Raw genomic sequence first — 9,674 nt, 5'->3', positions numbered from 1 at the left:
ATTCCTATGCCGTCCAGCCGTCTCTGGCGTGTTCTGCTGGCGCTGCTGCTTCTGGCGGCCCTGTTCTGCGTTCCCAGTCTGGTGCTGACAGGCAGCGAATGGCTGCCGGAGCTGACAGGCGCGGTGGAGAACTATGTGCCCTTCTGGAAGGGGCTGCTTCGGTTCCTGATTTTCTGTGCCTGGTGCTGGGTGTGGCTCTGGACAGAGGGTTCCGCGCTCCAGATCCTGCTGGCGCTTCTCCTGCAGTTCTGCGGCATCTGGGCCTTGTGCCTGCTGCGTCCCCGTCCGGCCAGCCGGGCCCATTCTCACGCATAAGGAGGAAAGCGACCATGTCCAACAGTACTGTGCAAATACTCGCCCGGGTGCTCCGGGTACTGCTGATCTTCGCCCTACTGCTCAACGTCCTGGCTCTGCTGCTGGTTCCCGCCTCCGTCATGGTCAACGCGGAAAACCTCTTCGGCGGCGCCGGCACCTTTCTGCATGACCTGTTCCACCCGGAGGCGGACGATGTGACCGCCGCAGGCGTATCCGCGATTTTTCTCTCCTGGGTCTGGATATGGGGCGAGGGCGCCAACGCCCTAATCGCCCTGTTCCTGGTGATCTGCGGCATCTGTACCGCGCTGATTCTCCTCCAGGGGCTCCGGGTGCTGGGCACCATCCTCCAGGGTGCGCCGTTTTCCACGCAGAATGCCGTCAGCCTCCGACGGGCGGCTGTATGTTCCTTCTGCATCGCGGGAGCGGCACTGCTCCGGACGATCTGGGGGCTGTGGTTTTACCAGTCCCTCCGCCCCCTGGCCACCTACAACGCGCTCTTTGTGCCGATCTTCACCATGTTCGGCCTGCTGTGCCTGGTGATGTCCGCCCTGTTCCGCCAGGCGACGGAGATGAAAGCGGAAAACGACCTGACCATTTAGGAGGAGGCCCACGCCATGGTTCGTACTGCTGCCCAAAAAATCGCGGATGTGTTGATTTTTCTCTGCGGTTTCCTCATCTTTTGCGACATTCTGCTGCTTCCCCTGACACCGGCCCTGGCCTACTTCCGCTTTCAGAATCCGGCCTCCATGCGCTTTGACCATCTCCTGGCCGTTTTCGCCTACGACTTTGATGATGGGGTGGGAAATCTGCTGGAAATCATTTTGAAAGAGGCCTGGAAGTCCCCGGAGACCGCGGTCCTGGCTCTATTCCTGCTTTTGGCGGGCATCTGCGGCGCAGTGATCCTGGTCCAGGGCATCCGTCTGCTGGCCTCTGTGGCGGACGGCACGCCGTTCTCCCCGAAGAACGCCGTCTACCTCCAGCGGGCCGCCGCAGGCTGCTTTGTGATCGCCGCCGGCGCCCTGGGCCGGACCGCCTTCACCCTCTGCCGGGATGGCGCCGCCGCATTGCTGTCCTACACCGCTTTGTTCATCCCCCTCTTCACCATGGCGGGCCTTCTGTGCCTGGTGATGGCCGGGCTGTTTCACCGGGCAGCGGAGATGAAGGCGGAAAACGACCTGACGATTTGAGGTGACGGCATGATTGTAGTCAACCTGGACGTGATGATGGCCAAGCGGAAAATGTCCCTCTCCCAACTATCGGAGAAAGTGGATATCACCCTGGCCAACCTGTCCATTCTGAAAAACAACAAGGCCAAGGCCGTCCGTTTCTCCACGCTGGAGGCCATCTGCGCCGCCCTGGACTGCCAGCCGGGAGACATTCTGGAGTTCGTGCCGGACGAAGAGGCGGAACCATGACCGCCAGGCGCACGGCTCCGCCCCGCCAAAAGCGGGCCTGCATCTGCCGTCCCCGCATTTTCCCTGCTGGCGGCGCAGCTCTTCCCGCCCACGTTCTTCAGCGCCGCCTGGCCGGGAGTGGTATTGGTCCTCCTGCTGGGGTGGATCCCTGTGTCCTTCTGCCCCTGGTATCTCTGGGGATCCGCCTCTGGAGCCGGGCAGATCGCGGAAGATGGGACCCAGTGTACTGCGGGACATCTTCTGCGGATTGTATCCGGCGGCGGTCAGTCTGCCGATCTGCCCCGGAAGGCCGCCGGGGCCGTTGCGGTATCTCATAACGCCGTTTCGGATACTCCTTCTGATGCTGACGCGATAAAGGCTGCGCTTTTGGAATCTTTACTGTTGGAGGTTTCTCGCGATGTTTCAGCTTTCGCTGTTTACCGAGTTCGGCAGGCTGTGCAACCCCTTTGACTATGTTTTGGGGTTTACGTTCCTGCTGATGGCCTTTCACCTGCTCTTCCTGCTCTTCAATCTGCGGGAGCGGCAGCGGGTGAAGCTCTTCTGCCTGGGCAGCGCCTCGCTGGTCCTGCTGCTGCATATTGCGGCGCTGCGGCTCTCGTTCCAGTTCACCAATCTCACCTTTGACGCTGTGGAGACCGGCCCGGCGCCGGGCCTGCTGGCGACGCTGGGCAGCCGTACCTGGCTGTATCCACTCTTCCTCTACCTGCTTCTGCTGCCCCTGGTGTGTGTCCCGCCCAGGCAAGACAGTTCCCCGGACAACTCCGGTTTCCGCAAGGAGGTGGACGCATGATTGATGCCCCATTCTGCAATGCGGTCAGCCTGCTGACGGGCTTTACCGGCTGGGTGCTGGCGGTGTGGTCCTTTCTCCGTCCTGAGAGGGACCGCTCCGGCTGGAAGCTGGCCGGCGGCGGGATGGCCTGCGCCCTGGCCCTGCTGTCCCAGCTCTTCGCCGTGCAGCTGGAGACCGTGGCGGGTGATTTGGAAACGGCCCTGGTCCAGGCCTCCGGCGCAGCTATCGCCGGCCGGATCCTGTTTGTGATAACGCTGATCTTTGAAACCATGGCCGTGGTGAGCCACCACTTTGCCGCCAGAGACCGAACGTAACGTGCATTGACTGTCCCTGCTGTGGAGACAGCCCCAAAAAAGGAGAACCCATTATGAATGAACATGAAAAAGCCCTGCCGGCGGGAGGGCCGGCGAAGCTTACGCAAAATGCGGTGAAAATTTATGTGATCTCCTCCCGAGAGCGACTGCTTCTGCCGCTGGCCTTCTGCTTCTGTCTTCTGCTGGTGAACACGCTGCTTTGGAGCGGCCCCACCGCGGGACTGACCGCCTCCGTCTGCGTCTGGTACGGCCTGCTGGGGCTCTACCTGGGCCGCCCCCTGCTGAACACCTGGGAGAGCCGCGTTCTGCTGGCGGTGAATCTGGCCCTGGCCGCCACGCTGGCCCTGGGGTCCAACTGGTATTTCCGGGCGTGGAATCTGCTGGCCCTGCTGGCCCTGCTGCCCGTCCACGCCATCGGCCTCTCCGGCGGACAATTTCTGCCCTGGTGGCGTCCCTCCATGCTGTGGGAGCGGCTCTGTTTGCTGCTGTGGGGCCTCTTCGGCCATCTGGGGGCAGCATTGGCCACCGCCTGGCCTCAGAAAAAGGACGGCGCCGCCCGGCGGGTCCTGCCCCTGCTGCTGGGGGCGGCCGGCGCCCTGGCGCTGCTGGCGGTACTGGTGCCCGTTCTGGCCTCCGCCGACGCGCTGTTCGCCGCCGCCACGGCGGACCTGCGGGCCTTTGTCTCCCTCCACTTCACGGACGCGGTCTGGAAGGCCCTGCTGGCCAGCGTCATGACCCCCTTCCTCTTCGGTCTGCTGTACAGTCTCCGCCGCCCCACACCCCTGAAACGGACCGGAGCCGCAGCCCGCGGCGGGGTAGACGGCCTGGGCTTCGCCATCGTGCTGGCGGCGGTGGCGGCGCTGTACCTGCTGTTCCTGGGCGTCCAATCCGCCGGACTCTTCGGCGGAGCCGAGTACCTGGCCCAAAAGGGCCTTTCCTATGCCGAGTGGGCCCGGAGCGGTTTCTTCCAGATGGTGGGGGTGACAGTGGTGAACCTGACGCTTCTGCTGGCTGCGGTCCAGTGGTCCCGCCGGGAGGGCGGCGCTTGGCGGGCAGTCCGCCTCCTCTCCGCCCTGCTGACAGCGGAGAGCCTGCTCCTGCTCCTCTCTGCCGCCTGGCGGATGACGCTGTATGTGGATGTGTACGGCCTGTCCTTCAAGCGCTGCATGACCTACTGGGGCATGGGGATGATGGCGGCCTTTCTGCTGGCTGCGGCCTGGAAGGTGCGGCGGCCAGACTTCCGGTTCTGTCGGGTGGTGTTTCCCCTGGCCCTGGCGGGGTGGCTGGTCATCAACTGCGTGCCGGTGGACTACCTGGTGGCAAAGGATCAGGTGGACCGCTACCTCTCCGGGGAGAGCGGGGTGCTGGACGCGGAGTACCTGCTCTATGACCTCTCCTATGACACCCTGTCCCAGCTGGAGCGGCTGGACGGAGACATGGTCTGCACAGCGTATGGGGACTGGGACGCCATCGGTACGGCCCGCCTGTCCATCCTATTGGAACAGCGGCGGCAGGAGGCCCGAACAGACTGCGCCGACTGGCGGACCTGGAGCCTCTCGGCCTGGCTGGCCAGCCGGGGCGGCGCGTAAGGGGGCCGGGCATGAAGCGCTATCTGCGGCTGGCCGCCTGGTGCCTGGGGCTTGCGCTGGCCGTAACAGCCTGCGGCAGGGCGGGCCGGATCGTCCTCCCGGAGGCGGCGGAGGTCACTGCCATCCGGGTAACGGCAGGAGATGCGGTGACGCTCCACACGGACCGGGACTGGATCGGAGAATTTCTCCAACAGGCGGCAGAGGCTGTCTCCACCGGCATGGAGAGCGTGCAGGACGCGCCGGACCAAACCGGTGCGGTAAAGGTGGAGCTGGGCACCGGCGAGACGCCGGACTGGAGCGTTCTGTACGTCTACGAGGCGGACGGCATCTGCTGTTTGGAGCAGCCCTATACGGGCATCTACCAGGGGGACGAGGCACTTTGGACAGTTCTGGCGGCTGACGCCGCGCCGGAGGGGAGGAATCCACAGTGAACAGGCCGTCGGCCGGTTGGATCGTGTGCCTGCTGCTCTGCGGCATGTTGATCGCCGGGGTGTTCTATCTGATCGGCTACAAGGCCGCCTATGACCGGATGGAGAACACCGTGCCGTCCACGGTGGAGGTCTCAGTTGCATGGCAGAAGGTGAGTCCATGTGGAAGCTGATGGGCGGGCTGCTGGCACTGCCGGTCCTGCTGGTTCTGTCGGTCCTGATGATCTTCTGGGGCAGCGGCGATTATGTCAGAACCGTTCAGCTCAACTGGGAGCTGGAGCTCCCCGCCAGCGAGGGCTGTCTGTATGAGACCGACAGCGGCGCCAGCTTTAGCGGGGACGGGGAGCGGTATCACGTCCTGGCATACGCGGACGACAGCGGGCTGGAGGAAACCCTGACAGAGGAAGCTACGCCGGTCAGGTCCGCAGAAGTGCCAGTGACCGAAATCCTGGATCTGCTGGCCGTTCCGGCGGACCAGCGGCCCGATTTTTCGGACTGCCGCGGCTTCACGGCGGCGCACCCAACGGATGAACGCAACCGGCTGTACCTGCTGGTAAACAGCGCAGGTACCCGGCTGTATGTGGTGGAGTGCTTTTTTTGAGCAGAAAAACAGCGGCGGCCATGGGTTTCCATGGCCGCCGCTTGGCGGTTTCGCTTATTCCTCATCTCGGCCGTGGCCGCACCAGGGACAGACCGGCTGTGCTGCCGGAAACCATTTTCCGCACCAGGGGCAGGGCTGATCCCGCCGGGTCCCGCACAGGGGGCAAAAGGCATCGTCACGGGGATGCTCCTTGCCGCAGACCGGGCATTTGACCAGCTCCCCCGTACCGGGAACGTAGAAGGCGGCGGTGTCCACGTCTGTTGGTTCCGGCTCCACCGGCACATGTTTTTTCGGCTGAGGGAGAAAGTTGGTGCGGAAAAAGGCCAGTCTTCCACAGGCGGGGCAGCTGTATATATCCACCTCAATCCAGTCGGTGACGGAGGCAAAAAGGCCCGTCAGAGCCAGGCGCCTGCCCGCCTGCCAGAGGTCCATCTGCCCCCCCCGCACTGGGGGCAACCCACCGGCGTGTTCGGATTCATCTCCCGCACCTCCGCATGCTCACATCCGCAGGCTCTCCGGATAATCTCCCCTGGCATGGAGCTTGCGGAGCTCCTCCGCCACGATCTCCCGGTCCTCATGGTAGGTCATGCCGAACCACTTGTCCGCGGAGTGAAGGACGGACACCTCCAGCGCGCCCTTTTGCAGCTGATCCCCCACCATCACCGGCAGCAGGCACTCGGCCTTGATATTTTCCCCGGCCTCCGTGCGGAGGAAGTTTTCAAAGTACTCCCGCAGGGCGGGGAAGATGCTGGGGGCAAACCCCCAGAAGTTCATGGACACCACCGTCTCCGGGGACAGGTCCGTGCCCTCCGCCAGATCCCGCAGCGTGCCGTCGGGATACAGCTGGATCTTCAGTGCCTCCCGGACGGAGCGGAGCTTTCCGTCCTCCACCGCGCACACGCCGCGGGACACCGTGCCGTGGAGGCTGGCGGTATTCTTCAGCAGATACCCCACCATGGTGGCCTTTCCCGTCTCAGGCAGCTTCACCAGCTCGTCATAGATGGTGCGGTAGGCGTCAATGCCGTAATAGTCGTCGGCATTGATGACGCAGAAGGGCTCGTGCACCACATCCGCCGCGCACAGCAGGGCATGGACCGTGCCGAAGGGCTTGGTCCGCTCCGGCGGAATCCGGTAGAAGTCCGGCACGGAGGTAAAGTCCTGAAAGACATAGGCCACCTCCACCGGCGTGCCGTCCAGTGCGGTCTTCCTCGCCAGATAATCCCCGCACAGGCGGCGCATCATCTCCTCCATCTCCGGCTTGATGATGAACACCACCTTGCTGAACCCCGCCCGGAGGGCGTCGTAGATGGAGTACTCCATCAGGATCTCGTTGTGGGGCCCGATGCCGTCCACCTGCTTGCTGCCGCCGTAGCGGGACCCAAGGCCCGCCGCCATGATGACCAGTGAGACTTTCATTTGCTTCTCTCCTAAAGTTTTTGTGAATTTGCGCCTTGTTGCGCAACCATACGCTGTTCTTTTACCATACCCTATTTGCCGGATTTTTGCAACTGCTCTTGACTTTTTTCCTCTGCGGTCTATAATATGAAAACGATAATCATTTTCAGATTAAAGGAGGCATTGGATGCCATACAGCACCAAACAGCACCAGGCGGTGCTCCGCTGCCTGGAGGCCCGGGGCGAGACCGCCTGCACCGCCGCCGAACTGGCGGAGGACCTGCGTCGGGAGGGCTGCCCGGTGGGCCTGGCCACCATCTACCGCCAGCTGGAAAAGCTGGAGGCCGCCGGGGCGGTCCACAAGGTCAACACCGAGGAGGGCGCCCTGTACCAGTACTGCGGCCGCCAGTCCCAAGGCCACCGGGATTGCTTTCTTCTGAAGTGTGAGCGCTGCGGCCGCATCCGCCATGTGGACTGTACCCGCCTGCAGAACCTGTACGACCACCTGGAGCGGGAGCACCACTTCCGCATCGATCCCCGGGGGACGCTGTTTTCCGGGGTGTGCGACGTCTGCGCCGGAGAGGAGGACCACCATGGAGCCCAATGAGCTGATCGTCTGCCGGGACGCGTCCCTGGGGTATGAGGGTCAGAGCGTCCTGGCCCACCTGGATCTCACCATCCGGGCGGGGGACTACCTGTGCATCGTGGGGGACAACGGCTCCGGCAAGTCCACGTTGCTGCGGGGCCTGCTGGGGCTCCTCTCCCCCCAGTCCGGGGAGATTCTCCGGGCGCCGGAACTGCGGCAGGGAGCCGTGGGCTATCTGCCCCAGCAGACCCGGGCCCAGCGGGACTTCCCGGCCACGGTGTATGAAGTGGTCCTCTCGGGCTGCCTGAACCAGAAGGGGCTGCGGTTCTTCTACACCGCCGCCCAGAAGTCCGCGGCATTGATGAACATGGGCAAGCTGGGGATTCTGGAGCTGAAGGACCAGAGCTACCGGGATCTCTCCGGCGGCCAGCAGCAGCGGGTGCTGCTGGCCCGGGCCCTGTGTGCCGCCCGCAGCCTGCTGATCCTGGACGAGCCCATTACCGGCCTGGACCCCGCCGCGGCCCAGGATCTGTACAAGACCCTCTCCTACCTGAACCGGAAGGAGGGCATGGCGGTGGTGATGGTGACCCACGATCTGAGGGCCGCCCTGCGCAGCGCCCGGACGGTGCTGCACATCGGCCACAGCAGCTACTTTTTAGGCACAGTCAAAGACTATCTGGCCTCCCCCCAGGGGCGGCGGTTTCGGGAGGTGGAGGAATGAGCCTGACCTTGATGCTGACCTATCCCTTTATGCAGCGGGCCCTGATCGCCGGGACGCTGGTAAGCCTCTGCGCCGCGCTGCTGGGAGTCCCCCTGGTACTGAAGCGGTACTCCATGATCGGCGATGGCCTCAGCCACGTCTCCTTCGGCGCCCTGGCCATCGCCGTGGCCCTGGGGTTCACTCCCCTCTACTTCTCCATCCCCGTGGTGATCCTCGCGGCGTTCTTCCTGCTGCGGCTGGCCACCAATCCCCGCTGGAACAGCGACGCGGCCATCGCCGTCATGAGTGCGTCGGCCCTGGCCGTCGGCATCATCGTCATCTCCCGCACCAGCGGCATGACCACGGATGTGGACAACTACATGTTCGGCAGCGTCCTGGCCATGACGTGGGCGGATGTGGCCCTGTCTGCGGTACTGTCCCTTGCGGTGCTGGCCCTGTTCGTGCTGTTCTACCACAAGCTCTTCGCCGTGACGTTCGATGAGAGCTTCTCCCGGGCCACGGGGCTGCGGGTGGACTGGTACAACACCCTGCTGGCCATTCTCACCGCCCTGACCATCGTGCTGGGGATGCGGATGATGGGTGCCATGCTGATCTCCTCCCTGGTGATCTTCCCGGCGCTGACGGCCATGCGGCTGTTCAAGAGCTTCCGGGGCGTGGTGGTATGTGCCGCCGTTACGTCGGTGTGCTGCTTCTGCGCGGGACTCATGGCCTCCTGGACGCTGTCCACGCCGGTGGGAGCCTCTGTGGTGGCGGCAAATCTCGCGCTGTTTCTGCTCTCCTGTGCTGCCGGCTGGCTGCGCAGGCGCTGAAAACCGCCGGATCTGCGGCTGTGCCGTATATCCGGCGGATTTTTTTATACAATATTAGAAAAGAATCTGGCAGAAAAGGCTTGCGCTTTTCCAGTATCTGTGCTATGATGCGTATGTTAGAAGAGTAAGGTATGTGGAGTGGGCTGCGGGGTCCGCTCTTTTTCTTGACCTTTTTCGGTCAGGCAAACTCTGCTTAAACTTCCAAAAGAAGGGAGTCCTCCCATGAAAAAGATCACTGAACTGACCGCGGAACTGGCCGCTCCCGCTATCGCGGAACAGGGCTGCACCCTCTGGGACGTGGAGTACGTCAAGGAGGCCGGCACCTGGTATCTGCGCATTCTGCTGGACAAAGAGGGCGGCGTGGACATTCTGGATTGTGAGGAGATCTCCCGGAAGGTCAGCGACCTGCTGGACAAGGCCGACCCCATCGAGGGCAGCTACACCCTGGAGGTGGGCTCCGCCGGTGCCGAGCGGGCGCTGAAGCGGCCCTCCGATTTTCAGCAGTTTCTGGGCAGCCCCGTGCTGGTGAAGCTGTACCGGGCCCGGGAGGGCCGGAAGGAGTTTGCCGGCTATCTGAAGGGCTATGACGAGGCCACCGGCGATGTCACCGTCACCGTGGGCAGCCAGGATCTGGTCTTCCCCAAGAAGGAGACTGCCCTTATCCGCCTGCGGGTGGAATTTTAACCAATCACCGTCCCGACAAGACGTATT

Annotated in this window: 16 protein-coding genes; 14 read left to right on the top strand and 2 right to left on the bottom strand. The window is 63.5% G+C overall.

What is annotated here, in order from left to right; genetic code table 11:
• The 10 genes from OCV80_RS16205 to OCV80_RS16160 all read left to right on the top strand — a co-directional run.
• The coding region (locus OCV80_RS16205; RefSeq protein ID WP_267288556.1) for a hypothetical protein at window positions 1-315 on the top strand (315 nt) is incomplete at its 5' end.
• 14 nt (window positions 316-329) lie between these two features.
• Window positions 330-914 (top strand): DUF2975 domain-containing protein, encoded by a 585-nt coding sequence (locus OCV80_RS16200; protein WP_119311782.1) that lies wholly within the window; start codon window positions 330-332, stop codon window positions 912-914.
• Window positions 915-929: 15 nt separating this feature from the next.
• Window positions 930-1,502, top strand: coding sequence for a DUF2975 domain-containing protein (locus tag OCV80_RS16195; protein ID WP_119311783.1), 573 nt, complete (start codon window positions 930-932; stop codon window positions 1,500-1,502).
• A 9-nt stretch (window positions 1,503-1,511) separates the two neighbouring features.
• A complete protein-coding gene (locus tag OCV80_RS16190) occupies window positions 1,512-1,730 on the top strand; it encodes a helix-turn-helix domain-containing protein (protein ID WP_021747930.1) in 219 nt (72 codons plus the stop codon).
• Between the two features lie 397 nt (window positions 1,731-2,127).
• Window positions 2,128-2,520: a hypothetical protein gene (locus tag OCV80_RS16185; RefSeq protein ID WP_119311784.1), complete on the top strand. Its 393-nt coding sequence runs from the start codon at window positions 2,128-2,130 to the stop codon at window positions 2,518-2,520.
• Entirely contained in the window at window positions 2,517-2,834 is a 318-nt protein-coding gene (locus OCV80_RS16180; RefSeq protein ID WP_267288555.1) for a hypothetical protein, read from the top strand. The genes OCV80_RS16185 and OCV80_RS16180 overlap by 4 nt, the downstream gene beginning before the upstream one ends.
• A gap of 53 nt (window positions 2,835-2,887) precedes the next feature.
• The gene (locus OCV80_RS16175) at window positions 2,888-4,423 is read left to right on the top strand and encodes a DUF4153 domain-containing protein (protein ID WP_119311785.1); all 1,536 of its coding nucleotides are present in this window, start codon (window positions 2,888-2,890) and stop codon (window positions 4,421-4,423) included.
• Window positions 4,424-4,434: 11 nt separating this feature from the next.
• Complete coding sequence (locus tag OCV80_RS16170; RefSeq protein ID WP_119311786.1) at window positions 4,435-4,854, top strand: DUF5301 domain-containing protein; 420 nt, start codon at window positions 4,435-4,437, stop codon at window positions 4,852-4,854.
• Window positions 4,851-5,024 carry a hypothetical protein gene (locus tag OCV80_RS16165; RefSeq protein WP_158629758.1) on the top strand — a complete coding sequence of 58 codons (174 nt, stop codon included), beginning with the start codon at window positions 4,851-4,853 and terminating at the stop codon, window positions 5,022-5,024. The genes OCV80_RS16170 and OCV80_RS16165 overlap by 4 nt, the downstream gene beginning before the upstream one ends.
• Window positions 4,994-5,452, top strand: a complete 459-nt coding sequence (locus OCV80_RS16160) for a hypothetical protein (protein ID WP_136891259.1) — start codon at window positions 4,994-4,996, stop codon at window positions 5,450-5,452. Before OCV80_RS16165 ends, OCV80_RS16160 begins: the two co-directional genes overlap by 31 nt.
• A gap of 54 nt (window positions 5,453-5,506) precedes the next feature.
• Here the strand turns inward: OCV80_RS16160 and OCV80_RS16155 are convergent, their stop codons facing one another.
• The gene (locus tag OCV80_RS16155) at window positions 5,507-5,884 is read right to left on the bottom strand and encodes a double zinc ribbon domain-containing protein (RefSeq protein ID WP_136891260.1); all 378 of its coding nucleotides are present in this window, start codon (window positions 5,882-5,884) and stop codon (window positions 5,507-5,509) included.
• 66 nt (window positions 5,885-5,950) lie between these two features.
• Window positions 5,951-6,868 (bottom strand): nucleotidyltransferase family protein, encoded by a 918-nt coding sequence (locus OCV80_RS16150; RefSeq protein ID WP_136891261.1) that lies wholly within the window; start codon window positions 6,866-6,868, stop codon window positions 5,951-5,953.
• A gap of 166 nt (window positions 6,869-7,034) precedes the next feature.
• Between OCV80_RS16150 and OCV80_RS16145 the strand changes: the two genes are divergently transcribed.
• From OCV80_RS16145 to OCV80_RS16130, 4 genes are all read left to right on the top strand, one after another.
• Entirely contained in the window at window positions 7,035-7,454 is a 420-nt protein-coding gene (locus OCV80_RS16145; protein WP_119311788.1) for a Fur family transcriptional regulator, read from the top strand.
• A complete protein-coding gene (locus OCV80_RS16140; RefSeq protein ID WP_119311789.1) occupies window positions 7,441-8,154 on the top strand; it encodes a metal ABC transporter ATP-binding protein in 714 nt (237 codons plus the stop codon). The genes OCV80_RS16145 and OCV80_RS16140 overlap by 14 nt, the downstream gene beginning before the upstream one ends.
• Complete coding sequence (locus OCV80_RS16135) at window positions 8,151-8,963, top strand: metal ABC transporter permease (RefSeq protein ID WP_119311790.1); 813 nt, start codon at window positions 8,151-8,153, stop codon at window positions 8,961-8,963. The genes OCV80_RS16140 and OCV80_RS16135 overlap by 4 nt, the downstream gene beginning before the upstream one ends.
• A gap of 222 nt (window positions 8,964-9,185) precedes the next feature.
• Window positions 9,186-9,647: a ribosome maturation factor RimP gene (locus tag OCV80_RS16130; protein ID WP_119311791.1), complete on the top strand. Its 462-nt coding sequence runs from the start codon at window positions 9,186-9,188 to the stop codon at window positions 9,645-9,647.
• Window positions 9,648-9,674: the final 27 nt, after the last annotated feature.

It is taken from the genome of Oscillibacter acetigenes (assembly GCF_025567605.1).
Lineage (GTDB): Bacteria > Bacillota > Clostridia > Oscillospirales > Oscillospiraceae > Oscillibacter > Oscillibacter welbionis.
The sequence above is the reverse complement of the archived record's forward strand: the minus strand, read 5'-3'. Positions and strand labels throughout refer to the sequence as shown.

Bases quoted from the DNA above. Each gene is read 5' to 3' on its own strand.
- OCV80_RS16175 (WP_119311785.1), top strand. From the start codon at position 2,888: ATGAATGAACATGAAAAAGCCCTGCCGGCGGGAGGGCCGGCGAAGCTT.
- OCV80_RS16190 (WP_021747930.1), top strand. From the start codon at position 1,512: ATGATTGTAGTCAACCTGGACGTGATGATGGCCAAGCGGAAAATGTCC.
- OCV80_RS16135 (WP_119311790.1), top strand. From the start codon at position 8,151: ATGAGCCTGACCTTGATGCTGACCTATCCCTTTATGCAGCGGGCCCTG.
- OCV80_RS16180 (WP_267288555.1), top strand. From the start codon at position 2,517: ATGATTGATGCCCCATTCTGCAATGCGGTCAGCCTGCTGACGGGCTTT.
- OCV80_RS16145 (WP_119311788.1), top strand. From the start codon at position 7,035: ATGCCATACAGCACCAAACAGCACCAGGCGGTGCTCCGCTGCCTGGAG.
- OCV80_RS16200 (WP_119311782.1), top strand. From the start codon at position 330: ATGTCCAACAGTACTGTGCAAATACTCGCCCGGGTGCTCCGGGTACTG.
- OCV80_RS16150 (WP_136891261.1), bottom strand. From the start codon at position 6,868: ATGAAAGTCTCACTGGTCATCATGGCGGCGGGCCTTGGGTCCCGCTAC.
- OCV80_RS16130 (WP_119311791.1), top strand. From the start codon at position 9,186: ATGAAAAAGATCACTGAACTGACCGCGGAACTGGCCGCTCCCGCTATC.
- OCV80_RS16170 (WP_119311786.1), top strand. From the start codon at position 4,435: ATGAAGCGCTATCTGCGGCTGGCCGCCTGGTGCCTGGGGCTTGCGCTG.
- OCV80_RS16185 (WP_119311784.1), top strand. From the start codon at position 2,128: ATGTTTCAGCTTTCGCTGTTTACCGAGTTCGGCAGGCTGTGCAACCCC.
- OCV80_RS16160 (WP_136891259.1), top strand. From the start codon at position 4,994: ATGGCAGAAGGTGAGTCCATGTGGAAGCTGATGGGCGGGCTGCTGGCA.
- OCV80_RS16140 (WP_119311789.1), top strand. From the start codon at position 7,441: ATGGAGCCCAATGAGCTGATCGTCTGCCGGGACGCGTCCCTGGGGTAT.
- OCV80_RS16155 (WP_136891260.1), bottom strand. From the start codon at position 5,884: ATGGACCTCTGGCAGGCGGGCAGGCGCCTGGCTCTGACGGGCCTTTTT.
- OCV80_RS16195 (WP_119311783.1), top strand. From the start codon at position 930: ATGGTTCGTACTGCTGCCCAAAAAATCGCGGATGTGTTGATTTTTCTC.